17 protein-coding genes are annotated in these 25,060 nt (G+C 56.1%); 5 read left to right on the top strand and 12 right to left on the bottom strand.

The features are described from left to right. Together DYE26_RS15910 and DYE26_RS15915 are read left to right on the top strand one after the other, a co-directional pair. A complete protein-coding gene (locus DYE26_RS15910; RefSeq protein ID WP_036625389.1) occupies positions 1-1,083 on the top strand; it encodes a GerAB/ArcD/ProY family transporter in 1,083 nt (360 codons plus the stop codon). Further along, positions 1,076-2,182 (top strand): Ger(x)C family spore germination protein, encoded by a 1,107-nt coding sequence (locus tag DYE26_RS15915; RefSeq protein ID WP_036625391.1) that lies wholly within the window; start codon positions 1,076-1,078, stop codon positions 2,180-2,182. The genes DYE26_RS15910 and DYE26_RS15915 overlap by 8 nt, the downstream gene beginning before the upstream one ends. A gap of 131 nt (positions 2,183-2,313) precedes the next feature. On the opposite strand, the gene DYE26_RS15920 is transcribed toward DYE26_RS15915, so the two are convergent. From DYE26_RS15920 to DYE26_RS15935, 4 genes are all read right to left on the bottom strand, one after another. Next, positions 2,314-2,493: a hypothetical protein gene (locus tag DYE26_RS15920; RefSeq protein WP_036625393.1), complete on the bottom strand. Its 180-nt coding sequence runs from the start codon at positions 2,491-2,493 to the stop codon at positions 2,314-2,316. A 77-nt stretch (positions 2,494-2,570) separates the two neighbouring features. After that, the gene (locus DYE26_RS15925; protein WP_036625394.1) at positions 2,571-3,881 is read right to left on the bottom strand and encodes an ABC transporter substrate-binding protein; all 1,311 of its coding nucleotides are present in this window, start codon (positions 3,879-3,881) and stop codon (positions 2,571-2,573) included. Between the two features lie 58 nt (positions 3,882-3,939). Then, positions 3,940-4,770 carry a carbohydrate ABC transporter permease gene (locus DYE26_RS15930; RefSeq protein WP_036625396.1) on the bottom strand — a complete coding sequence of 277 codons (831 nt, stop codon included), beginning with the start codon at positions 4,768-4,770 and terminating at the stop codon, positions 3,940-3,942. Continuing rightward, entirely contained in the window at positions 4,770-5,651 is an 882-nt protein-coding gene (locus DYE26_RS15935; protein ID WP_036625398.1) for a carbohydrate ABC transporter permease, read from the bottom strand. The genes DYE26_RS15930 and DYE26_RS15935 overlap by 1 nt, the downstream gene beginning before the upstream one ends. A gap of 134 nt (positions 5,652-5,785) precedes the next feature. Between DYE26_RS15935 and DYE26_RS15940 the strand changes: the two genes are divergently transcribed. Next, complete coding sequence (locus DYE26_RS15940) at positions 5,786-7,591, top strand: cache domain-containing sensor histidine kinase (protein ID WP_036625401.1); 1,806 nt, start codon at positions 5,786-5,788, stop codon at positions 7,589-7,591. A gap of 64 nt (positions 7,592-7,655) precedes the next feature. Next, on the top strand, positions 7,656-9,287 hold the full coding sequence (locus DYE26_RS15945; RefSeq protein WP_036625405.1) for a response regulator transcription factor: 1,632 nt from the start codon (positions 7,656-7,658) through the stop codon (positions 9,285-9,287). A gap of 449 nt (positions 9,288-9,736) precedes the next feature. On the opposite strand, the gene DYE26_RS15950 is transcribed toward DYE26_RS15945, so the two are convergent. From DYE26_RS15950 to DYE26_RS15980, 7 genes are all read right to left on the bottom strand, one after another. Then, positions 9,737-10,894, bottom strand: coding sequence for an SGNH/GDSL hydrolase family protein (locus DYE26_RS15950; protein ID WP_036625407.1), 1,158 nt, complete (start codon positions 10,892-10,894; stop codon positions 9,737-9,739). Between the two features lie 55 nt (positions 10,895-10,949). Further along, positions 10,950-11,693, bottom strand: a complete 744-nt coding sequence (locus tag DYE26_RS15955; protein WP_036625410.1) for an amino acid ABC transporter ATP-binding protein — start codon at positions 11,691-11,693, stop codon at positions 10,950-10,952. A gap of 18 nt (positions 11,694-11,711) precedes the next feature. Then, positions 11,712-12,371 (bottom strand): amino acid ABC transporter permease, encoded by a 660-nt coding sequence (locus DYE26_RS15960; protein WP_036625413.1) that lies wholly within the window; start codon positions 12,369-12,371, stop codon positions 11,712-11,714. A gap of 217 nt (positions 12,372-12,588) precedes the next feature. After that, positions 12,589-13,377, bottom strand: a complete 789-nt coding sequence (locus DYE26_RS15965; RefSeq protein ID WP_036625415.1) for an amino acid ABC transporter substrate-binding protein — start codon at positions 13,375-13,377, stop codon at positions 12,589-12,591. A 108-nt stretch (positions 13,378-13,485) separates the two neighbouring features. Then, entirely contained in the window at positions 13,486-14,589 is a 1,104-nt protein-coding gene (locus DYE26_RS15970; RefSeq protein WP_036625417.1) for a GerAB/ArcD/ProY family transporter, read from the bottom strand. After that, a complete protein-coding gene (locus DYE26_RS15975) occupies positions 14,573-15,784 on the bottom strand; it encodes a Ger(x)C family spore germination protein (protein ID WP_036625419.1) in 1,212 nt (403 codons plus the stop codon). The genes DYE26_RS15970 and DYE26_RS15975 overlap by 17 nt, the downstream gene beginning before the upstream one ends. Before the next feature lie 7 nt (positions 15,785-15,791). Further along, on the bottom strand, positions 15,792-17,309 hold the full coding sequence (locus DYE26_RS15980) for a spore germination protein (RefSeq protein WP_051985665.1): 1,518 nt from the start codon (positions 17,307-17,309) through the stop codon (positions 15,792-15,794). 246 nt (positions 17,310-17,555) lie between these two features. Between DYE26_RS15980 and DYE26_RS15985 the strand changes: the two genes are divergently transcribed. Then, complete coding sequence (locus DYE26_RS15985; RefSeq protein ID WP_230877275.1) at positions 17,556-19,202, top strand: glycoside hydrolase family 9 protein; 1,647 nt, start codon at positions 17,556-17,558, stop codon at positions 19,200-19,202. Between the two features lie 240 nt (positions 19,203-19,442). On the opposite strand, the gene DYE26_RS15990 is transcribed toward DYE26_RS15985, so the two are convergent. Next, positions 19,443-24,785 (bottom strand): choice-of-anchor I family protein, encoded by a 5,343-nt coding sequence (locus DYE26_RS15990; RefSeq protein WP_240534175.1) that lies wholly within the window; start codon positions 24,783-24,785, stop codon positions 19,443-19,445. Between the last annotated feature and the right edge of the window lie 275 nt (positions 24,786-25,060).

The following is a 25,060-nucleotide window of genomic DNA, read 5'->3' on the forward strand; positions in this document are numbered from 1 at the left end:
TTGGAACACGAAAAGCTGCATCGTATCCATATCGCGTTTCTGATTTTTAATACCCAAAGCGGTATTGTGCTGTTCATCCTGCCGCGGCTTACGGCCCAGTATTTCGGAACGAACGGCTGGCTTGCGATCGTGATCGTATTCCTGTTTGTCACCCTCAATATCATGCTGATCTCGGCGGTTTACCGACTGGGGCGCGGGGCTTCCGTATTTGAAATTCTCCAGGCATCCCTGCCGCGGGTTATATTATACCCGCTTTATTTGCTGCTTGGAGGCATCTTCGGCATGATCGGCTGCCTCGTGGCCAAGCAATACGCCATGATTTATCAGATCCTGATTTTTCCTACGACCTCGGAAATGGTACTGAAGCTGTTTGTGGACGTTCTTGTGTTTTTGTATGTTGCCAAAGGGATTTACACCATGTCCAAGGCCAACACTTTTTTTGTGGCGGCGCTGCTGTCTCAACTGCCGTTGGCCTTCAACTTTATGAGGGATTTCGATTTCGTACGGTTGACGCCGTTTGTTTTCCGGGGCGGCACAGATATGCAGGAGGGCTTTTTGCGGGTATTTGGGGCGTATGCCGGCTACGAACTGTCGCTATTCTTGTTCCCGTATGCGGAGAAATCAAAAAAATGGCTAAGGTACGTTCATGTCGGAAACGCCATCACGGTGTCGATTTACCTGATCGTTTCCATTTTAAGTTACGGCTATTTTAATTCGGACGAGCTGACCCATATCGCGTTTCCGCTTCTCGACATGTACGCCTATTTAAGATTTCCGTTCGTCGAGCGGGTCCAAAACTTTCTGTTCAGCGTATTTCTATTCTCGATTTTGCAGACAGCCGGGATGTATTATTGGTCAAGCCAGGAAGTTCTCTCGCAGGTATTCCGGCGGATCAATTGGAAAGTTCTCATATTGGTGACCATGGTAATGACGATCCTAATCAGTCTCATTCCGAAAACGCTGATCGAGGTGGAAGGCTGGTTTCGGTATTTTACGATGGCCCAGCTTGCTTTCTCCGCAGGTTTTCCGCTCTTGTTGATTATCCTTCTGCTCCTTCAAAGGGGGAGAAAAAAACATGCGTAAACGGATCGGCTTGCTCTGCGCCTCGGCTTGTCTTCTGTTGGCGGGATGCGCCCAGGATCAGCGGATTTTGGAACGGATCGGTTATGTGGAAACGGCCGCCTTCGATGCCTCTCCCGAGGGCAAAATCAAGGTTACGGTCAGCATTCCGCTGGTTACCCAATTTGCCAAGAACGGAGAGACGACCGACGAACTGCTGACCACCGTCGCCAAAAGCCCCAAAGAAGCGAATAAAGAACTGGGGTTGAGGACAAGCCGCATCATCGTAAGCGGCCAGATCCGGACGCTGATGTTTGGCGAAGCTTTGGCCCGTATGGGTTTATGGAAGCATATGGATACATTCTATCGCGATCCGACCATTTCCCAAAGGACCTCCGTCGTTGTCGTGGAAGGTGACGCCGGGACGGTCATCAGCCAGGAATTTCCGCGCCATACGAAGACGGCGAACTATATTAACAAACTGCTGCAAAAAGAATACAACAGGCAGGGCTCGCCGCGCACCATGCTTCACCAGTTCGTCCGGGATTATTTTGACGACGGCCAGGACCCGATCGCCGTCATGATTAAGGAACAGAAAAAGGATATTACCGTCAGCGGCCTCGCCATGTTTCAGAAAGACCGGATGGTTGGAAAAATTCCATGTAAAGACATGTTTATCTTTTCTTTGATGTATCAAAATATGTCGCGAGGCGAGTTCAGCATAAAGACGGATAACCCGAACCTTGAGGCGATTTCTTTCCACTCCGTAAAAAGCAAGCGCAAAATCAAAATCACAAAAACCGAAAGCGGAGAATACGAAGCGGATATATTTATAAATGTCGTGAGCGGGGTCGAAGAATACATCGGCAATTTAAAGCTCAGCGGCGCCGATCGCCAAAAAGTCGAAGTCATGGTCAGCGACTACATCGCGGAGGAAGCGGCCCGAATCGTCAAGGAAATGCAAAAGATTGGCGCCGACGGCATCGGGATCGGCAGGTACGTGCGGAACCGCATGAGCTACGCGGAATGGAAAAGAACAGCGTGGCACGACATGTACAGCGAAATGCCGGTGCGCGTCCACTGTTCTTTCCTGATCAAGCATTTCGGAACGTATTTCGATTAAAGCGCCTTACGTCTCTAGGATATCTGTAAAATATCCACGTCATAAGGGGCAAGGCTAAGCGTTCTCTCTCTCTCATGACGCCGTATAGCACGCTGGGATAACCTGCCGGCAAAGCGGCTCCCGGCTTAAGTTCAGCAACAACCAGGTAGGTCCCCCGATTCGCCGCTCCGCGCTGCGACCTGCACGCCCTCCGGCAAATCCGAAACCACCGGAATTTTCAGCTCCCCGGCGATCGGCGCGAACAGCTCCTTAAGATAACTTGCTTCGGGATGCGTGCCGAGATAGTACTTATGTATTTTGCAAAATAACAAAACTGCTCCCGCCCGATCGATCCTCTCGAAAGATGGCGGAAGCAGTCCATGATGCCAAAACTAAGACGGGCTTATATTTACTTTTTCAGCTTGTCCCAAGCCGCTTGCATGTTGGCCATCCAGCCGCCCTCATCCACTTTGCCGGCGATCAGCTCTTGAATGGCGCTGGCGAATTCCTGGGTTACGCCGTCCGGGAACTTGGACGATTGCAGACCGTACACTTTGTTTTCATCCACGTATTTTTTCACGTCCGCGCCCAATTGCCCGATATCTTCGGACGTTGCCGGGATCGTCGTCAAAGCCGGGATGAATTTCCATTTTTTTACGATGTATTCTTTCCCCAAATCAGAGGTCACAAGCCAGTTCAGGAAGATTTTCGCTTCTTCTTTGGAAGCGGAATCTTTGTTTACGACCAGGTTCGCGGGAATGCCGACCGTCAGCTTGTCGTTTTTCTCGGCATCGTCGTCGATCGGCAGCGGGAACATGCCGATGTTCATGTTCGGCGTGATGTTGTCGATCAGCGTTTGCGCCCAGTTGCCTTCCTGCATCATGGCGACCTCGCCGCTGGCGAACATGGCCAGATGCGTGTTGGCGTCAGTGGTCAGCGGGTTCTTTTGCCCGTATTTCACAGTCAGGTTCAGCAGATTGCTCCAGTTTTTGAACTGTTCGTTGCCGACGATCGTTGCGGTTCCTTCGTTAAGGCCTTTGATGAATTCGTCGACATTGTCCTGTCTTGCGAAAGCGGTGCTGATCCCCTGGTTGCCGAGCAGCCACCATTCTTGATAAGCGTTGCCGAACGGAGTCACGCCGATTTGCTGCAGCTTCTTGGCCGCTTCCTCCAGCTCGGTGATCGTTTTCGGCGTTTCGGTGATGCCGGCTTTGGCGAACAAATCCTTGTTGTACACGTAGCCGATCCCTTCCAGGTTCATCGGCATGCCGTACACTTTGCCGTCCTTGGTCATCGGTTCCGCGGCCAAAGGCACGAGGTCCTTCACCCAAGGCTGGTCGGACAGATCTTCGATTTTGTCCTGCCACATATCAAGCTCCGCAAATCCGCCGTTCGAGAAAATGTCCGGAGCGTCGCCGGACGCGAACTTCGTCTTCAGGGCCGCCGCGTAATCCGCGCCGCCGCCGACGGTTTGGATGTCCAGCTTGATGTTCGGATGTTCTTTTTCGAATTCGACCTTCAGTTCGTTTAGGCCTTCCACGATTTCCGTTTTGAACTGAAAAATTTTAACCGTTTTCACTTCGCCGCCTGCTGCAGCGCTTCCATTTTGCGCATTGCTGGTACTGGAGCCGTTCCCGCCTTTGGAGCCGCCGCAAGCCGCGAGCAGCATGCTCATAACAAGCAATACGGATAAAATAATCAGCGAGCGTTTTTTCTTCATTTCTCATTTTCCCCCTATGCATAAAATTAATTATATACCTGGAACGCCAGGCCCGGCATCAACCTTTTACCGAGCCTGCCGCGATTCCCTCAACGATGTAGCGCTGCAGCAGCAGATAAAATGCCACGATCGGCAGGATGCCGATGGCCAGCGCCGGAAGCGCCATGTCCCATTGTTTCGTGTATTGCCCGAAGAACGAATAGGTCGCCAGCGGAATGGTCCGCAGCTCGGGCTTTTGCAAAATCAGGGACGGCAGCAAATAATCGTTCCAAATCGCCAGCGCGTTCAGCACGATGATCGTCATCATCATCGGCTTCAGCAGCGGCAGGACGATCCGGAAAAATACGGTGAACGGATTGCAGCCGTCGACGGTAGCCGCTTCCTCGATCTCAAGCGGCACCGATTTGACGAAACCGTGAAACAGGAATACCGCCAGCGGAAGGCTTAACCCCAGGTTCGTCAGCAGCAACCCCAGGATGCTGTTGTTCACTCCCAGCGTGTTGACCACTTTCAGCACCGGAATCATGATCGTCTGAAACGGAACGACCATCGCCGCCACGAACAGCAGCAGCAGCAGCCGGTTGAACTTCGTGTCCGCGCGCACCATCCGGTAAGCCGCCATGGCGCTGAACAGCGTGATCAGAATGACGCTGATCACGGTGATGATCACGGAGTTCCGGAAGGCCTCGGAAAATCGGGCCAGCTCCCACGCTTTGCTATAGTTTTCCCAATGAAACTGCGACGGCCAGCTGGCCGCATTTTTCAAAATCTCGCCAAACGGCTTGACCGAGTTCACGAACAAAAAATAAAACGGTGCGAGAAAAATCAGGCCCACCACAATCATAACGATTTCCGTGACGATGTTTCCCGCGCGCTTTTTGGCTCCCATCAGGCTTCAACCTCCTTGCTCTTCGTGATCCGCACTTGAATCAGGGAGATCACCGCCACGATTAGGAAGAACAGCAGCGCTTTGGCTGTCCCAAGGCCGTACCGGTTGTTCAGGAACGCCTCGTTGTAAATGTTCAGGGCTACCGATTCCGTCGATTTGAACGGTCCTCCCTTGGTCAGCGAGAGGTTGAGGTCGAACATTTTGAACGACCAGGAGATCGCCAGGAACAGGCACACCGTCACCGCCGGCATGATCAGCGGCGCAATGATGCTGCGCAGCACCTGAAAGCGGTTGGCCCCGTCGATTTCCGCCGCCTCCAGCACCTCCTTGGATACGTTGCTGAGCGAAGCGATGTATACGACCATCAGGTAGCCGGAATATTGCCAGACAAACACCATCACGATGGCCCAAAAACCGGTCGTCGAGTCCCCCAGCCAAGGCAGCTCGAAGAACGACCAACCCGTCATGTCTCCAAGCGTCGCAAACCCTTTAATGAAAATAAACTGCCAAATAAAGCCGAGCAGCAGCCCCCCGATGACGTTAGGCATGAAAAATACCGTCCGGAGCACATTCCGCGATCTTAACGGCTTGGTCAGGAAATAAGCGAGGAAAAAGCCTACCCCGTTCACCAATACGACGCCAAGCACGGTAAACCGCACCGTAAACCAAAACGCTTTCCAAAAATCGGGATCGTTCGCGAAAATTTTCGCGAAATTATCGAATCCGACCCAGGCGACCTGCCCTGACACCCCGTTCCAATCGGTAAAGGAATAGTACATCCCCATCACGAACGGAATGATCATCACCACGGTGAAAAACAGGAAGGCCGGGCCGACAAAAAAGGTCTGTTGTCCCCATTGCGACCATTTCTTTGTCCGCAACGCTCGCCCCCTCCTTTCTTTTGTCTATCTTTGTTGAAATATATCTTGTAATGTTATTATGTAGTTAATTTCACGCTCATTACACCTACGGAAGTGATCACTAAGGTGTAAAATATTGATCGGATGTGCACAACATGAAATGGACCAGTATTCGGACGAAATTGATAGTCTTTATGATCCTTCCTATCGCCCTTTGCATCATCGCGGTCATGTTCATCAGCTACTCGCTGACGACGGAGTCCCTGAAAACCCGGGCGGTCGAGGAAAATACGAATTTGCTGTATCAAGGGTACCGCAATATCGACAGCCTGCTGGGGGAAATCAACCGCATTTCGCTCACGGTCTATTCCGATTCCGAGTTCTACCGGTTGCTGAATGCCGGTTACGACGACATGTCAGCCAATATCGACATTTACGCTTCGCTCAATTACATTTACAAGTCCATGCCCGATATTTTTCAGGTGTACCTGTTTGGCGTTAAAGACAGCAAAGCGACGCTGATTACGCAAAATATCCCCAAACGCTGGCAGGGAGCGGCGCCCTACAAAGGCTCGGTTCCTCCCCAGGGCGAAGTACTGGCGGTCGAGGGCACGCATATGAGCCATCTGTACGGCATGACCCTCCCTTTTCAGCAAGCAACCTACGAGCAGGTGTTTTCCCTGCACCGGCGCATCGAACAGATTCCGTCCGACACCCCGCTCGGCTATCTGTCGATCGACGTGAAGTTGACCGCGCTGCAGGATATCGTAGAGCAGCTTTACGACCGCAACGAGGAAAAACTGTATATTACAGACGATGCCGGCCGGATCGTCTACGCGGATCAGCCCGAGCGAATCGGCCGCGCGCTGTACGACAGCTGGTATACGGCAAAGCTTGCCGGATCGCCCGGAGAACAGGGCAGCTTCGAAGAGAACGGCTCCATGTTTATTTATCAGCGAATCGATCATTACGGGGCCCATTGGACCTTGATCAAGGAGATTCCGAAATCCTACCTGCTCCGCGAAGCCAACCAGGCGGTCACGATCAATTTGATGCTGTTCGGCCTGGCGCTGCTCGTCATTCTGACGGCGACCATCCTGATCTCGATCCGCGTCACCGCGCCGATCAAACGGCTGTCCAACTATATGAGCCAGGTGAAGACCGGCAATCTGAACGTCGACGTCCTGCCGGCCGGAAATGATGAAGTCGGGCTGCTGACCGAACGGTTCCGCACGATGATGGACACGATCAACAATTTGATTCTACGGGAGTACAAGCTCGAATTGTCCAGCAAAAACAACCAGCTGCGGGCCCTGCAAGCGCAAATCAACCCGCATTTTCTCAACAATACGCTGCAGATTATCGGCACGCTGGCGCTGGAGCTGAAGGTGCCGCAAATCTACACCCTGATCTCGTCCCTGGCCAAAATGATGCATTACAGCATGCATTCGGGCGACCGCATCGTAACGCTAAAGGACGAGCTTGAACACGTCAAGGCATATGTGGAGCTGCAGAAAGAACGGTTCGAGAACCGCTTTGCTTACCGGTGCGAGGTCGCAGAGCCGCTGCTGCAGGTGGCGATGCCCAAACTCATTTTGCAGCCGATCATGGAAAACTACTTCAAGCACGGCATCGACCGCGCGGGCACGGACGGATGGGTGCGGCTCGCCGCCGCGCGGACGCCGGACGGACTCATCCAAATCACGGTGGACAACAACGGAGCGAGCATCCCGGAGGACAAGCTGGCGCGATTGCAGCGGAAGCTGCGCGAGCTATCCGACGCTCCCCAGGAGAGCGGTCCCGGCAACCCGGGCAAGGAACCGGGCTCATCGTCCATCGGCCTGATGAACGTATTGACCCGGCTGCGGCTCGTGTACGGCGATGAAGCCGCGTTGACCGTAACCAATCTGGAACCGGCCGGGGTGCGGATTACGCTAATCATGCCGGCTCAGCCGCAGTAAATAGTTGAACTAAATTTGAACTATAGAAAAGCTTGAGTTAGTCCAGAGAGTGGAGTGTGAACCGATGAAGGCATTGATTGTTGACGATGAAGCGCGCGTAAGGAAGGCCGTTCGGCTGCTTGTCGACTGGGAAGCGCACGGCATCCGGGAAATCGCTGAAGCTGACGGGGGAAACGAAGCGATCGAAATGATTCAAAGATCGGCTCCTTCGCTGGTCATTATGGACATGATGATGACTTCGGGCCACGGCCTCGACCTGATGGCATGGGTTCGCGAGCATGCCGGGAACATCAAGTTCATCGTCGTCAGCGGCCATGACGATTTTGATTTTGTGCGCAGCACCGTGCGCCACGGCGGGATCGACTATATTCTCAAGCCGATCGAACCCGAGGCGATCAACGCCGCCGTGGCCAAAGCGGTGGAGCAGATCCGGCGCGAGGAGCAGGAACGGCTGGATCAGCAGCACCGCAGCATTCGGCTCAACGAAATCAAACCGATTTACGGCGAAAAGCTGCTCTCCTCGCTGATCGACGAACCCGGCGCGGCCGAATCGTCGCTGCGCAGGTTGCGCCAGGAAGGCGTAATCCCCGGGGAAGTCGCCGCGATCAGGCTCATGCTGGCCCAGGTCGACCCCGGCGACGCCTCCCTGCTGCAGCGCTTCGCGGGCAACAGCGATCTGCTCCATTTCGCCCTGATCAATGTCTGCAACGAATTTCTGCTGCCGGACCATAGCGGGGTCGCTTTCAAGCATTGGGGCGCGCAGACGGAGATCGTGCTGCTGCTCTGGGCGGAGCCGGAACGGGCGCCGGAGCTGATCGCGCAAATCAACGACGGGCTGTATGCGACGCTGCAGCGGCGGCTGCATTTTGGCCTCGCCGCCGCCGGGGAACTCCCGCAAAGCCTCCCCCGGCAGTACGCCGAGGCGCTGGCGGCGCTCCGCCGCCGGAACCTGCTGGAGCCGGACAAGCATATCCATACGCTCCTTGCCGGCTCCGCCGCCGCTGCGCCGGGGACCGGCGGAAGCCTCTCCTTGACCTTCGCCAAAGTGCAGGAGGACTGGAAGCTGGCGGTCAGGAGCGCGGACCCGGCCCAGATTGCCGCGGCAAGCCGCAAATGGATCGACGAGCTCAGCCGGCTGGGAACGGTAACGCCGGAAATGCTGGCCGCGTGGACGTCCGATATTTTGTCGTTTCGCTCGGGACTGATCCGGGAAACGCTTGGCGATAAAACCGATAGTGTGTTGACGGAGCTGGAGCGGGACGATGCCGGACATGCTCCCCCCTCGGCCGACAGCTACACCTTCTCGCATTATGCCTGGAGCGACTGGGCGGAGCAGGTCATGACCGGGCTGGCGGACGTCATCTCCCGGCAGCAGGCGCGCGACAAAAGCACGTTCGCCGACATCGTCAAATACATCGAGCAGAACTACCAGTCCGATTTGTCGCTGCAGGACATCGCCAGCCGTTTTTACGTAAGCCGCGAATACGTGTCCCGGAAATTCAAGCAGGACTATGGCATCAATTTCTCGGATTACCTGGGCAAATACCGGATCGACAAGGCCAAGCTGCTTATGCTGAACCCGCATCTGAAGCTGCAGGATATCGCCGAAATGGTCGGATTCCACGACGTGAAGTATTTCAGCAAGGTGTTCAAGAAGCAGGTGGGTCAGTCGCCCCGGGAATACCGGGGGAAGTAAAAAGTTGAAAAGCAGCAATAGGGACAAAAAAGGTCGTTATTTCGGCGATATCAGCCAACTTGAGAGAAATAGAGGCGATTTATGTCGCTATTATCCTAGGATCGTAAGGAAATGCCCTATCCTGGAACCTTCATAGGAAAATAGGGACAAAAAATGCCGCTAATGGGGAGAAACATGCAAGCCTCTGGATAATAAGTACCTAAAGTGCCGCTATTTTGAGGGCTCAGCCGACGGTTCGCCGTTCCAGTCGCCGGCTGTCATGCGCTAGTAATGTCATGGGCTAGTATGGTCATGGGCCGGTATTGTCACTGCACCGGTATTGTCATTGCGCCGGTTTTGTCATGCGCCGATATCCAGGCCCAAGCCTTATTTACCGGTAAATCCGCGAAAGGTCCTCCGGTTTAAACGACAAATAGAAACCGTCCGATAAGCGGACGGTTTCTATTTGTTTATCCCACGTACCACTTCAAAAAAGCCTCCGCCACCACTTTGCCGGCAAACCCGTTGGGGTGCGGATCGTCGCCGGGGCTCATAAATTCCGGTCTGAGCCGATGTTCCTGCGGAGCCGCCTGGGACAGCAGCGCCGCCATATCGAACACCCGGTCCACCCCCGGAATAGAGGCGGCCCGAATCGCGGCGTTGACGCTCCGCCACACCTGCTCGCGCGATCCGCTGAAATTAAACGGCGGTACGGTGAACAGAATGATTTCTGTGGCGGGATCGTTTTTTTTCAACAGGGATATGATCGTTTCCAGGTCGCCAAGCAGCTGTTCGGCCGTCCGGGCGCCGATGTCGATGTCGTTGACGCCCAGCGCCAGGATCACCTGCGAACCGGGATGCTCCCCCTGCCCGTGCTTCACCTTGCCCAGCCAGGCGCCATCCGCCGCGGCGTCGTACGCTCTCGCCCACCCGGAGCCGAGATTCCATACCCCGTACCGCGCCCCCAGTCCTTCGGCGATCCGCGCCACCCAATATTCGTAGCCGTCCAGCGCCGTTCTGACCCCTTGGGTGATGGAGTCGCCGAAAAACGTCAACTGCCGCTCCACCGCCTTGGCATAACCGATAAAAGCGGGCGCCACCAGCAATTTCTCGGACAGCGCAAACGGCTCCGCCGATTCCTCGTCCGCATGACGGCCGGGGGCATCGTAGGCCGACACCAGCATCTGTTCGACGTTGTACGGGAACGTTTTGCCCGCCGCCGGCGCCGTAATCGTCCAGGTGAACGCCAAATAATGTCCTTCCGGCAGCTCGATATGTACGGGATCGCTCCAAAACGTCTCTCCCGGTTCCACCGCCTTCCCGTTTTCCCCGTCAAACGTGACCGGGACCTGCGAGCCCGGCGCCACCGCGCCGTCCGGCTCCTTGCCGCCGTCGGCCACATAGGCGGCCTCGATCCGCCACGCTCCGCCAAGCTGGCTGCCCTTGGCCACCGTTCCGGTATCCCAGGTGGAGTCCACGGCATTGCTGTGCCAAAACCGGAGCTGAAGCGGGCCGTTCTCCCTTAGTTTAAAATAAGTCCGGTACGTATGCGTGAACCGTTCTTCGCGGTCCATAATATAGTTGGCCGCCGTAGAAACTACGGTGGCTGGCGCATACTCTTTTGTCATGACGAGCACCTCTATCCTCTTGCAGCATTTCGCAAACACGCGAACATTTATGATTCTACAACACCCGCTGCAAAAATGCTCGCGTCCGTTCATGCCGCGGCTGGCCGAACAGCTGCTCCGGCGCCCCCGATTCGATGAACTCCCCGTCGGCCATAAACATCACGCGGTCCGCCACCTCCCGGGCAAACCCCATTTCATGCGTCACCACGATCATCGTCATCCGCTCCTCGGCCAGTTGCTTCATCACCTGCAGCACTTCGCCGGTCAGTTCCGGATCGAGCGCCGAGGTCGGCTCGTCAAACAGCAAAAGCTCCGGGTTCATCATCAGCGCCCGGGCGATCGCCACCCGCTGCTTCTGGCCGCCGGACAAATTCGCCGGGTAAGCGTCCGCCTTATCCAGCAAGCCAACCTTCTCCAGCAATTCGGACGCCCTGCGGCGGATGTCCTCGGCCGGCACCCGCTTTACCAGCTTCGGCGCCAGCTCCAGGTTGCCGCGCACCGTCAGATGCGGGAACAGGTTGAAATGCTGGAATACCATGCCCATGCGCGCCGTAATCTTTTTGATTTGCGCGTTCCCGGCATACCGGCCGTCCTCGACCAAATAGTCGTCGCCGATCCGGATGCTCCCGCCGTCCGCCTCCTCCAAGTGGGCCAGGCTGCGCAGCATCGTGCTTTTGCCGGAGCCGGACGGCCCGATGACGGCCACCACCTCGCTCGTATCCACGGTAAAGGAAACGTTCTTCAGCACCGGCAGCGAACCGAACGATTTTTGCAATTTCGTTACTTCCACGATTTTCATACCCGTTTATTCAACCCTTTATTCGAATTTGAACTTCCGTTCCAGCGCTTTAAACAGCAGCGTCAGCACCAATGTCAGCAGCAAATAAATGATCCCGGCGAGCACGAACGGCATAATCGTAAAATCCCGGTTCACCGCCGTTTGGGCAAAATGCAGCAGTTCCGGAACCGCCACGGCGTACAGCAGGGCCGTATCCTTCACCAGCGTAATCGACTCGTTCGAAACGGCCGGCAGGGCGATGCGCACCATTTGCGGCAAAATGATCCTGGACGTCGTTTGCCAGCGGTTTAAGCCAAGCACTTTGGCCGCTTCGTATTGGCCTTTGTCGATCGCCAGCAACCCCCCGCGAAAAATCTCGGCAAAATACGCTGCGTAATTCAAAGTGAACGCCAAACAGGCCGCCGCGAAGCGGTCCATCACTAAATATTCGCCGATGCCCGGAATGACGGGCAGCCCAAAGCAGATAAACAGCATCTGCAATAGCAGCGGCGTTCCGCGCATCACATAAATGTAGGCGTTCGCGAACCAGGCGACCGGCTTCACCCGGCTTCTCGCCATAAACGTAAACGCGAAGCCAAGCGGAATCGACGTCACGATCGCCAGCGCAAACAGCAGCAGCGTCATCCGCATACCTTCCAGCATCGGTCCCAAAATATCGAAAAAATAACTCAAACTCATCTCGCATCCCCTTCATTGACGGAATCAACGGAAGCGCGGTCCGGCGCGCAGCTCCCAGCGCGCAGTGTTTCGCTGCATGACGGCGGTCGGCCGCATGCTAAGCCCGGCTTACTCGCCGAAAGAACCAGAAAAACCGGATCGCGTTCAATCCGGTTTTGTCCTCGCCCCTGCGCGTTTTCAGCTTCCGGGTTTCCCCGTGTTCTTCGCACCAGGCTCCTTACTTCAGCACCTTGTCTTCGCCGAACCATTTTTCCGAAATCCGAGCGGCCGTCCCGTCCTGGTTCAGTTCGTCCAAAGCTTTCTGCAGCTTGTTCAGCAGCTCTTCGTTGCCCTTTTTCACGCCGATTCCGTATTCCTCCGGAGCGAGCGACTCGCCGAGAATTTTAAAGGTACCTTCTTCTTTGGACATGTAATATCTCGCCACGACTTCATCGATGACGACCGCGTCGAGCCGCTTTGTCTTCAAATCGCTGAGCGCCAGCACGTTGTCCGGAAATTCCGTAACCGTCTTGATCTCGGACTTGATCGGATCGGCGTTCAACGCATCCGCCGCGGAAGACAGCGATTGGAGCCCGACGGCTTTGCCGGCCAGGTCCCTGATCGAAGAAATCGGCGAATCCGCCAGCGTGACGATCACCTGGCTGTTTTTCAGATAGGGCTTCGTGAACAGCACTTTTCCCTTCCGTTCCTCGGTGATGGTGTAGCCGTTCCAGATCAGATCGATCCGGCCGCTGTTTAGCTCCGACTCCTTGGACGACCAATCGATCGGCTGGAAGGTGGCCTCCATGCCCATCTTCTCCGCAGCCGCTTTGGCGTAATCGATATCGAAGCCGACGATTTCGTTCTTTTCGTCGCGGAAGCCCATCGGCGCGAATTTATCGTCAATCCCGATGATCAGCGTATTGCCTCCCTTTACGGAACCCGAACCGGAACCGGAGCAGCCGGCCAGCGCCGTCAGCATAACCGTCAGGACCAAACCTATTAAAGCGATATTTTTCAGTTTCATAGTGACTCTCCCCCAATAATTTAGCAACTCCGCCGAACGCTTTAGTTCGTTAATACGTTATCAGATTCTCATGATAACATACTAATATAGAAGAGTCGAGGGTTTGGGTCATGATTCACCTTTTTTTCTATTCTTTCTGAACGTACCTACAAGAAGCAGCAGTAAGGGGATCGCAAAAAAATGCAGCGGCAGCACATAATTGATCCATACCTCAGTCAGCAGCATCCTGGATGAGGGGTTTAAGCGAACGACCGCCATACATACGGCCAGCGTAACCGTGGCCACGAACCATATGCAGTTTTTCCAGCCGGCCGGTCTGCCGATCCATTGGGCCGTTCCGTAGCTGGCGATAAACAAATAAACGGTCAGCTTGATAAACACGCTGATCAACCAGATCGCCACCAAAAAAATATCCATATTCTGAATGAATTCCATTAAATAAACCAGCTTGACCATTTCGAAAAACGGAAACTGGATTTTGGAAGACAATTCCGGACCAAAGGTCATAATCACCCATACCGCGCCGATCGCCAGGATCAGCGAAGCTACCGTTACCCCCAGCCATACGTTGCGCAGGGCGGACCGATCCGGTTTTTCCAGGAAAGCAACCAGCATCGCGATAAACGCGATTTCGCCGAGCAGGGACATCGGCGTCAGACTGCCCTTCAGAATGGCAAACGCCTCCGTATCGGCATAAACCGGAAGCAAGGCGCCCAAGTTCAAATTGCGCATCGACAGGGCGAAGGTTAGAAGCAGAACAAACAGCAGCACAGGCCCCCAAAGCTCGCTGAAACGGCCGAGGCCGACTATTCCGCCTTGGCGGACCGCATAAACGGCGATCGCCAAAAAACTGACCGCTATGACCAGGTCCGGCGTTTTCTGCAGCATACTTAGCCGGATAAAGCTAAACTGTTCGCGCAAAATGATCCCCATCACCCAATACCATTGAAGCAAGTACAGGAGACCAACGAGCTTGCCCGGCCATTTGCCCAAGATCGAAATGCTGAACTCAAGCAAAGTTTGGCCGGGATATAACCGGCTGACTTTAAACACCAGATACGCGATCAGCATGGCGGCCAACCAGGCGATGATCAAGGAAATCCAGACATCCTGCTTTGCGTCGGTAATGGAGAAGTTCAAAGAAATCAACAGGTTGATCCCCATTTCAAACGTCCATACAAGCCAAAAGAGCTGTCTATTGCTGATTCGCACCGTTATCCTTGTCCTCCACGCCGGGAACCAGGGATTTTCCCGTAAGCCCCGTGCCAGATATTTTCATGTGAACCCGAAATTCAATGTCCGCGTTTACGAACCGCCTGTCCCAATCCTTTTTCATCCTTTTCCAAACATAGGGGTGCTTGCGATGCAGCGTCTCTCCCAGTTCGAAAATATCCGCCTTATATTGCTTCTGCACCAGGGCCACCGTCTGCTCCACCTTTTCCGTCAACCGGCGGTTCAGTTCGTCCTCTACTTTTTTGACGTTGTCCGGCTTGGACAGATCCAGGTTTGCGTTGTTTTCGTTGATTTCGCCTTCCCCGCTAAGCCAAACTGTAAAGCTGACTTCTTCACCGTTGATCTTCGGCACAATCCGGCTTTTGAACCTCATCGCAGGAATCGTTACCGTCTCGCGCTCCTTCCCCATACGGATCGTAAACACGCGATGGTCAAGTTTTTGCGCGATCCATAAACGAACCCAAAAATTGTCAAACCCCAAATAACCTTTCAATTTGAGGTTGCGGTCGAATACCGCCGAGCCTGTCAGCGCCAATTCCGAACCTGCCGCATTGTCCGTATCTTCGCCTTTCTTTGCCGTTTGCCCGGGAGAGACGATCTCCACGATCGGTATCACGCTGCCTCCCGACGCCCCATTCGCCATGATGAAAAAATCGAGCAAAGAACGGCTCACCGGGGCACCCATCACCTCCTGTATTTTTTGCACGCTGATCGTCGGATTCTTTTCCAGCCGGCTGCCCAGGCTCATAGCTTCCTGCGCCGTTCCTCCCTTGACGACAAAAATATTCGTCCGCAGCCTGACCAGCGGATTGCGGGCATATTCGTCAAGCACATCCGCGATCCCGTGCCTGGCCAGCGCCTCGCCGATAAACACGTTCCTCCGGTGGCTAGCAAAGATGACGCGGGGCAGCTTTTTTTGCATATTTTGACCGGCATCGCCGTCGCTCGCGCCATAGGCGGTCTCGATGAGATATTGGTTTTTCCCGCCCTCGGTCCCTCCCGACTTTGTACCCCCGGGAACGACGATGTTGGCCGTGGCAACGTACCGGCCGTCCCCGTTCAGGTCCATCCCCCAGCCCAAAATGATCGCCCGGTCATTCATTTCCTGCCGGTCCCAGCAGCCGGTCGTCAGCAGCACACAAGCCAAAAAAGCCGTCCCCAGCTTCAAACGCATGATGGTCTCACTCCTTGTTTTTCTTGCCCGCATCGTTTGCGCCCGGCATAGGGTCCGCGCTCGCTCTCGTTAGGGAATGCCGCTGCGTTTTGGGCATGTTCCAGGTCGGTCCCCGCACCAGCACATCGTCGGCGCTTTCCCGGGAAACCGTGCTGGGACCAAGCGGGGTCATGTACGGAACGCCAAAGGACTTAAGACATACCAAATGAATCGTCAATGCGGTAATAAACAACACGATCCCGTAAAAACCGAACATGCCGGAAACGATCAACAACGGGAAGCGCAGCATCCGGTAGGCGGTTCCCAGATTGTAACGGGGAAACGCAAAGGAAGCGATCCCCGTGGTAGCCACGATAATGACCATCGGCGCCGAGATGATTCCGGCTTCCACGGCCGCTTGACCGATAACCAGGGTTCCGGCAATACTTACCGCCGATCCGATTTGGTTCGGAAGACGGATCCCCGCTTCCCTGAGCCCTTCGAAAAGGAACTCCATCAAGAGCGCCTCGAACACCGCCGGAAACGGAACGCCCTCCCGGGCCGACGCCACGCTGACCAGCAGGGATGTCGGCAGCACTTGCGGATGAAACGTCGTCAGCGCGACGTAAAGGGAAGGCAGCAGCAAGGAAGTATGGACAAAAATATAACGGACCCAGCGGACAAAGGTGGTGTAGATAAAACGTTCGTGATAATCTTCGGGCGACTGCAAACCGGACCAATAGGTCATCGGACAAATCAGGGCGAACGGGCTGTTATCCATCAAAATAACGACTTTGCCCTCCAGCAGCGACCCTGCGGCCACATCGGGCCGTTCCGTATTTTGAATTTCCGGAAACGGGGAGTAGGGCTGCTCTTCGATCAATTCCTCCAAAATCCCGGAGCCGTTTAACGCATCGATGCGGATTTTGCCCAGACGTTTCCGGACCTCTTCGACCAGCGACGGCTTGGCAACGTTCTCCATATAAACCAGCTTCACTTCGGTCCCCGTCAGTTGGCCGATCGACATCGACTCCATCTTAAGGCTGGGGCTGTGGATTCTTCGGCGCAGCAGGGACGTGTTGACGCTGATCGTTTCCGTAAAAGCGTCCCGCGGTCCGCGCACCACCTTTTCGGAAGGGGGCTCCTCGATGCCCCGCTGCTCCATTTTGGTTAAATCGGCAAGCAGCGCATAGCTTTGCCCTTCGAACAAAATCGCCGTCTGCCCCTCCAATACCCCTTCGATCAGGGAAGCGTATTGGGAAGTCTTTTTCACCTGGGCAGCCGCCGCCAGCGCGTCCTCAACAAACCTGCCGAATTGTTCCGGCTTGGGGAGCCGCTCCGCTTCCCCCTCGCTCAGCCAAAGGCGAAGCAGGATCTGATCCAGCAGTTGGGTATCGGTCATTCCTTCCGTATAGATTAATAAGATGACTTCCGCACCATGTACGGAAACCGGACGGAACACAATGTCGGAGCAGCGGTCAAACGACTGGCGAAGCTGCTGTTCGTTATGGGCCAGCTTTTTTAATATCGGTGTGTCATTGCTCATCCCCGGCACCTCCCGCAAACGTTATCCCGGTTAGTTTCATTCCAAATTTTGCAAAATATTCATGATTGCCGCTTTTTTGCGCCTTGCCAAGATTCACGCGGCATGCAAATATGAAGATAGATGCATGAAAGCGATTACGATTTCAACGCCGCTTCCGCTGCATGATCTGCTTCGTGATCTGCTTCGTGATCTGCTTCGTGTTCAAAAGATGGCTTTTTGAACTACCTTTCTAAGGAGGGGATGTTGATGAATGAACCTGCTGGGCACGGCATGGCGCCGCGGGGTATTACGGTGAATCAGCTCGGCTATCCGCCGGACGCCCGCAAGACCTTCATCCATGCAGGCCAGGGTGGAGTGTTTGAGGTCGTCCGGGAATCGGACGGGGAAGCCGTTTACCGAGGGGAAACCGAACCGCCGCTGGATGATGAAGCATCGGGAATCGCCGTCAGCCGGGGCGATTTTACCGCTTGTTCGGAGGAAGGCAGCTACTTTGTCAGACTGAATGGGGAAAAATCCGCTTCGTTTAAGATTAGCAGCAACCCGTATACAGAACTCCAATACGGTCTGCTCAAAGCTTTTTATTACTTCCGCTGCGGCACTGGACTGGAGGAGCCGTATGCCGGCCCGTGGACGCACGCCGCCTGCCATACGGCGGAGGGCATCGTTTACGGCGAGCCGGACCGGAGGCGGGACAGCTCCGGCGGCTGGCATGATGCCGGTGATTATGGCAAATACACCGGACCGGGAGCCAAGGCGGCAGCCGATCTGCTGCTGGCTTACGAATTGGCGCCGCAGGCGTTCCAAAAGCCGGTTCCGCTGCCGGAGACGGACGGCGTGACGCCGGATGTCCTGCGCGAATGCCGCTACGAGCTCGAGTGGCTGCTGAAAATGCAGGACGAGCACACGGGCGGAGCGTTTCACAAGCTCACGACAAAGCAATTTCCGGCGCTGGACGTAATGCCCGAGGACGACCGGGCGGAGCTGTATTTTATGCCCGTCTCCGCTACGGCGACCGGCTGCTTCGCCGGGGTCATGGCGCTGGCGGCGCGGGTGTACCGGACGTTCGACGAGGCGTTCGCGGACCGCTGCCTGGCTGCGGCGGAACGTGCGTGGGAGTGGCTTAAGCGGCATCCCGCGTCGCCGGAAAACCCCGGCTTCAAAAATCCGCCCGACATCGCCACGGGCGAATACGGGGACCCGGTCGACCTTGACGAGCGGTACTGGGCCGCCGGCGAATTGTTCCGGACGACGGGGAAAGCGGCCTATCACGAGGCGTTCCGGAAGCTGGCGGCGGAATCTTTTCCGAAATACGAGCTGGGCTGGGCCGATATGGGCGGCTACGGGACGATCGCCTACTTGTTCGGGGAAAAAGCGATGGCTGACGCCGCGCTCCGGGCCTCGCTGGAGGCAGGTTTGCTTGAAGAGGCGGAAAGACTGGCCCGGCGCTGCGCCGAGGACGGCTATCTGACCTCGCTGCGGCCTGAGGACTATATTTGGGGCAGCAACATGGTGCTCCTGAACCGGGCGATGCTGCTGCTGATCGCCGCAAGGGTTAGCGGCGAAGCCCGCTATCAGGCACTGGCGCTGGAGCATGTGCACTATTTGCTCGGCCGCAACGTGCTGGACTACAGCTACGTCACCGGCTTTGGCGACCGGGCGGTCCGGCATCCGCACCACCGCCCTTCCGTCGGCGACGGCGTGGAAGATCCGGTGCCCGGCTTAGTGGCCGGCGGCCCCAACCGCGGGCTGAACGACGACTGCATGCAGGAGCATCTGCAGGGCAAACCGCCGGCCGCCTGCTTCATCGACGACGCGCTTAGCTACGCCGGCAATGAAGTGACGATCTACTGGAACTCCCCGGCGGTGTTTGTGGTGTCCCATTTTGTGAAGTAGCTGGGGGCGAGCAAGTAGGAGCTTGCCAGTCGAATTCCATTCTATTGGATTTTTCCAATCACGGGAGGGGCGGGAGCATAAATAAGCACATAACAGACACCTAAAAGCGCACTTAAGGCGCATTTAAAGCGAACTTAAAGCGAACTTAAGACACACCTAAGGCGACAAAAAGGGATGCGGCAAACGAATGCCGCATCCCTTTTACATTTTGCTCTTTATATATTATTCGCTCTTAATATATTAATCGATAAACTGCAGCGCCTGCAGCATCCGCATCAGCAGGAGGGCCGCCTGAGCCCGGGTGGTATGTCCGTTCGGGGCAAAAGTTCCGCGATTATCGCCCTGCATGATCCCTTGCTCAACCAGCCGGGCCACGTCTGCCGCGGCCCAATCCGGGATCGCCGGACGGTCCGTGAAACGGGCCAGCAAAGCGGTATCGGTGCTTGTTCCGGCAGAACCCCCGCCATCTGTACCCTCATTTCCGTTCTTAACCAGCCGCATCGCTTTCGCAACCATTACGGCCATCTCCGCCCGGGTAATGCGTTCATTCGGTTTAAACGCGCCGGTTGCATCCGGAGTAACGAGACCGAATTCGACCGCGGCCGCGATTTCAGCGGCGAGACTATTTCCCGCCCCTACATCGCTGAATACGTTCGCCTCTTGCGCCGGAGTCAACCCCAGCCCGCGAACCAGCAGCGCCGTAAATTCCGCTCTCGTCATTTCCCGTCCGGGCTCGAAGCGGGTTTCGCTCACGCCTTCCACAAGCAGCTTGGAGGCCAGCTTGCCGATGGCTTGCTCCGCCCAATGCCCGTTTACGTCGGTAAACTGCCGTTTTCTGCCGCTGACCAGTGTATACAAGCTATTGCCCGGACGCTTCAGCTCTAAAGCAGGTTTGCCATCCGCCATAACCTTGACTGCGGGAACGAAAACCAGTTTTCCGGCCGCTTCATTGTACATAACCGCTGCTACCAAACCACTATCGACTCCGCCCGGCAGCGAGATCGTTCGGCTGAGGTACGTGTTCCCGAAATCCGTGATTTCCCGCTCCTGACCGTCCGCAGTAAGAAGCAGCACTTTGAACCCGATTGTCGCAGAGCCCGTAAGGGTTACTCCCTGATTCGCGGCGGCCTTGGCGATCTCCGCCTGTTCGGACGTTTTGGCCGATAAAATGGAAATTCGTATGGATGCACCCGCCCCGGATGAACTTGATGCGCCGGTGCCGATGAAACCGGAACTACCCGAAATGATCGCCTGAAGCGGGATTCTATAGCTTGCCAGCGCGGTACGAATGGCCAGCGTTACATTCCCGTTTACAGCCCCGTCTTTATTAACCGAAAGGAGCGTATCCGCAGGCAGGGAAATCACGGTTCCCCCCTCGAGGTCCGTCAGCTTCACCACCAGTTCGCCCCGGCTGCTTGAGGCGGCTGCCGCTAGTACGTTCTTCAACACCTCAGGCTTGACGGAGACCTGATTCACCGTCTGGCCGTCGGCGCTGCGGACAACTTCAACCTGCAGCATATCGCCCACAAGCTCATACGCCGCATTTCCGGAGGCGGATTCCCCGGACGGAGTAGCCGTTCCCGGGGTGGGCGCCCCTCCGGATCCTGACGAACCCTTCCCGCCACTGCCGCCACTGCCGCCGCTACCACCACTGCCGCCGCCGTTACCGCCGCTGCCGCCGCTTGGCTTCGCCCGCTCGACGATCCGGCCATCCACGACCGGAGAGACCGTACCACCCAGCCGCCCGATATTCTCGATAAAAATCTCGTAATCGGGATACCCCAGATCCTCGTGGTAAGCCCCGGCGGCGATCGCTTCGGCGAAGGAGCTGTAGCCGTCCCCGCCGTTCGCCACGAAGCTGTTGGTCGCAAGCCGGTAAGTGGAAGACAGATTTAACGGAACATAAGCGCCGCCTTGCTTGATTTGTACGTCAAAAACACGGCTTCCTGCCGGCTGGGCGGGATCCCACTTAAACTTCATGCCGGCGATTTGCGGGAATTTTCCCGGAAGGTCGGTCAACTTGGCTCCGCTGATTCCGTTTTCCAATCCATCCTTCAACTGCTTCCCGGTGACGTCCAGCACGTACAGCGTATTGCCGAACGGCATCACCGTCCGCAGTTCGCCCATCGTGATCTCGCCTTGGTCGATGGAGGCGCGTATTCCGCCGCCGTTCATAATGGCGATTTGCGTTCCTTTGAGCTGCTGCGCTTTGGCCAGCATGCCGTCGGCGATCAGATTGCCCAGGTTCGTTTCCTTAGAACGCACATTGGCACGTTCACCGTCAAGAACGACCGCCGCCGTTCCGATCACCTGCTTCTTCAATTCTTCGAGCTCCGCCTTGAGAGGATCAAGCATCGCCTTCGCTGCGGCGTCTTCGGCAACCTGGCCGTTCACCGGAACCAGGCTGCCCGACGTTTGTCCGGGACCCGTCAAAACCCGGCCTTGCTCATCGAACACCAGGTCTGACCGGCCGAGGTACTTGCCCCATTCGTTTGCCTGAACGATGACGGTCGGCGTTTGATGGACGCTGTCGGTGACAATTTCCGGCGCGTCCAGCTTCGTATGCGTATGACCGCCAACGATCAAATCGATGCCTTCAACTTCGGCGGCCAGCTTCTGATCCCGTGCGTACCCGAGATGCGAGAGGCCGATGATGATATTCAGTCCGTCCCGCTGCATGGCGGCGACGGTCGCTTCAGCGGCTTGAACCGCTTCGTTGAACGTCACGTCCTTGCCCGGGCTGGACGTATAAGCCGTATCTTCCGTCGTCAGGCCGAACACCCCGACCTTGTGGCCCCCTACTTCAAGAACGACATAAGGATAAACGCCCGCGTGCTCCGTCGTTTTCGGCGCGCTGACGTCAATGTTGGCCGGCGATTTCAGGAGCGGCGCGATGTTGCTGTCCTTACTGAAAGCGATATTGGAGCTGACCAGCGGAAACCGGGCTTTTTTGATGAAATCGGCCAGCACCCTCGTACCTTTATCGAACTCATGGTTGCCGAAAGTCATGGCGTCATATCCCATGTAATTCATAAATTCAAGATCACTTAGGCCCTGCCATTTGGTGAAATACAAATCCCCGGAAAAAACATCCCCGGCGTCCAGCAGCAAGCTGTCGCCGCCCTCGGCGCGGATTTGCTTCACCAGCGTGGCGCGTCTGGCCACATCGTCCAAATGCGCATGCGTGTCATTCGTGTGCATCACCGTCAGCTTCCAGGTGTCCCCGCCATCCTGCGCGGGCCGTACCGTCACCTGAGCTTCGGCCACGCCGGAGCCGTCTTCGCTTAACGCGGTAATTACGGCCTGCCCGGCTGCCGCCGGCGTAACGGTTCCGTCCGCGTCAACGGCAGCGACGGATGAATCGGAAGTCGACCAAACGACCTTTCCCCCGCTGCCTGCCGAACCGCCGGCCGGCGTCACCGTTGCCGTCAATTTTTCCGCCGCGCCGCCTGCGGTGAGTGTCAGCGAGGTTTTATCCAGGCTCACCTTCGTCACCTGCAGCTCCAAAGCCGCTACCGTGCCGCTTACTTCGTTGGCGACCAGCAGCAATGGCAGCCCCGTCGGGCTTTCAACAGCCGGCACAAACTCCAGCCCCTCCGGCCCGGTATCCGTATTCAGCCCCGCGTTAAAGTCGCGCGTATTCGTGTAGTTGGCGAAGACCGGTTTTTCCGGATCGGTCACGTCGTAAACCATCACCCCGCCGATTCGCTCAAGCCCGGTAAAAGCAAATGCTTTGCTCCCGACTTGGCCGACGGTAACGTATTCGGGCTCGGGGCCTTTTTTCGGACTCCGTTTATCGAAATTCGCTTTGCTGTGGTTGGAGTTAAAATAGTCCGGCAGCCGCTCGGCCGTCACCCGTTCAAAATCGTTCCCGCTATCGTATACCTGCTGCATGGTGTCGGCATCCCACACCGAAAACGAGCGTGCTCCATATAGATAGACCCCGTCCGGGCCCATATCGCTGGCCGTTTCCACCTCGCCGTAACGCGAACCGTTTTCTTGTAAAAAGCGTCCCGCTTGCGAGTCCGGATCCAGCCCCTTCAGCTTTTTGATTTTAGTTACGTTGGTGCGCCCCGGCCATTCGGTTCCGTCGCCTTCGTTGGCCGTGAACAAATATGTTTTTCCGCCTACCGTGTAGGCATCGATGCCGTCCGGCATGTACATCCCTTTGAACGGCACGTTTTCCAGATTGATGATTTGGTCTTCAATCAGGTCCAAAGCGTTGTTCGGGTCGCTCAAATCCTTAAACCCAAGCCCGCGAACGTAAAGAACCTCCGCTTTGCCGATATCGATCGCGGCAATCGCGTTGTTCTCCTGCAAGGATACGTATGCCGTAGTCTCGTCGCCGGAGAGCGCGATATATTCGGGCTCCAGGTCGAAGACGGCGTCTTCCTTGGCGCCGCTGCCGGCAATCATGCCATCGGCGTCGGCCTTGCCCCGGATATGCACCAGATCATCGATCACGGACGGATCGTCGAACTTCACGCGGCGGATTTGCCCCTGCGCCGTATCGACGATCGTAACGCTGCCTTCGGGGTCGATCCCGGCTTCGCGCGGCTCGCCCTCGTCCGCCGTCAAAATGTACCGGCCGTCCGAGGTATACTTGACCATGTCGGGCTGAACGCCGGCTTCGTATTCATCCAGCAAATTCCCGTCATAATCGAGCACGAGGATTTTGCCGCTTTTGGCCGCATCGGCTTCCTGCACGGCGGCGGCGATCTTTTTCGTGGCCGTGTTAATGTCAAGGCTCGTCAAATCGCCGAATGTAAAACCGTTCTTCTCAACGAGGCTTTTGACATCGACCGTTTTCTCCCTTGTCAGCGTGCCGCCTTCCGCCAGCGGAACGATATCGATGCTCGGCGGTTCGGACGACCCGTTTACCAGATAAAACTTTCCGTTGTCCTTGTTGTATTTGACGATTTCGGCGACACCGCCGTCCTCGTTTGCAGCCCCCACGGAATAAGAAGCGATTTTTCGGATCTGCAGCGTGTCCTCCAGGGGGGCCTGCTTCTGGCCGGCGGCAACCGTCAACTGCAGAACCGCTTCTGCCCGGCTAGGTTCGGCCGCGCTGTCCGTCAAGGTTACTTTAATTTCATGGGTGCCTTCCGTGCCGGCAGCAGGGGTTCCCGTTATCTTCCCGTTTTGAGCATCCAAAACGAGCCCGTTCGGAAGCCCTTCCGCCGCAAAGCCATAAGGCGGCTCACCGCCGTAAACGGCGATCGTCGCCGAATATGGCGAGCCGACAACGGCTTGCGGCAAATTTTGCGCGGCAATACCGAGCCCGTCATCCGCAGCAAGCAGGGCCTGGCCGGCGGTGCCGCCGGTCCCGGCCGCATCCGTACCGGCGGGGGCAGCTTCAGGTTGGACGGCGTTTGTTTCGGCGGCGCTATCCTCCGCTTGGGGGGCGTTTGCACCCGCCCCATCCCCTCCTGCTCCCTCCGAGCCGTGGGCCGACTGCGTCACCTGAGAGTTTTCCGCGGCAGAGCTTTCCGCAGCGGCCGCCCATTCGCCCGGACCTGCCAAGCTGACGAGTAACGCCGCAGCCAAAAGTGTTGAAACCGCTTTTGAACCTCTTTTCGTCAAACCGATTCCTCCCTAACTTCATCTATCATATTTTCATAGAAGTTTAGCGGGGAATTGTTATCGGAGAACGCTTTTTTTCTGAATTTTTGTAAAATAATTGTTAATAGATATAGATTCATAACTCAACTTTCGCAGAACAAACATCAGCTTGGCCCCTGCGTTGAATGCTTGAGGATAGGGAAGTGGGGGAAGGAGCGGCAGATCAACACTACCTGTCCGGAGGCTTTGCACGATTATCCCGTTTGATCAGGTAGCTGAGAGATGATCATGCATCA

Source organism: Paenibacillus macerans (genome assembly GCF_900454495.1).
In the GTDB taxonomy this organism is placed as follows: domain Bacteria; phylum Bacillota; class Bacilli; order Paenibacillales; family Paenibacillaceae; genus Fontibacillus; species Fontibacillus macerans.

Excerpts from the sequence above, each read along its gene's own strand:
- DYE26_RS15930 (WP_036625396.1), bottom strand. The coding sequence starts at position 4,770 with ATGGGAGCCAAAAAGCGCGCGGGAAACATCGTCACGGAAATCGTTATG.
- DYE26_RS15945 (WP_036625405.1), top strand. The coding sequence starts at position 7,656 with ATGAAGGCATTGATTGTTGACGATGAAGCGCGCGTAAGGAAGGCCGTT.
- DYE26_RS15975 (WP_036625419.1), bottom strand. The coding sequence starts at position 15,784 with ATGCGTTTGAAGCTGGGGACGGCTTTTTTGGCTTGTGTGCTGCTGACG.
- DYE26_RS15965 (WP_036625415.1), bottom strand. The coding sequence starts at position 13,377 with ATGAAACTGAAAAATATCGCTTTAATAGGTTTGGTCCTGACGGTTATG.
- DYE26_RS15950 (WP_036625407.1), bottom strand. The coding sequence starts at position 10,894 with ATGACAAAAGAGTATGCGCCAGCCACCGTAGTTTCTACGGCGGCCAAC.
- DYE26_RS15940 (WP_036625401.1), top strand. The coding sequence starts at position 5,786 with ATGAAATGGACCAGTATTCGGACGAAATTGATAGTCTTTATGATCCTT.
- DYE26_RS15955 (WP_036625410.1), bottom strand. The coding sequence starts at position 11,693 with ATGAAAATCGTGGAAGTAACGAAATTGCAAAAATCGTTCGGTTCGCTG.
- DYE26_RS15960 (WP_036625413.1), bottom strand. The coding sequence starts at position 12,371 with ATGAGTTTGAGTTATTTTTTCGATATTTTGGGACCGATGCTGGAAGGT.
- DYE26_RS15915 (WP_036625391.1), top strand. The coding sequence starts at position 1,076 with ATGCGTAAACGGATCGGCTTGCTCTGCGCCTCGGCTTGTCTTCTGTTG.
- DYE26_RS15985 (WP_230877275.1), top strand. The coding sequence starts at position 17,556 with ATGAATGAACCTGCTGGGCACGGCATGGCGCCGCGGGGTATTACGGTG.
- DYE26_RS15925 (WP_036625394.1), bottom strand. The coding sequence starts at position 3,881 with ATGAAGAAAAAACGCTCGCTGATTATTTTATCCGTATTGCTTGTTATG.
- DYE26_RS15980 (WP_051985665.1), bottom strand. The coding sequence starts at position 17,309 with ATGAGCAATGACACACCGATATTAAAAAAGCTGGCCCATAACGAACAG.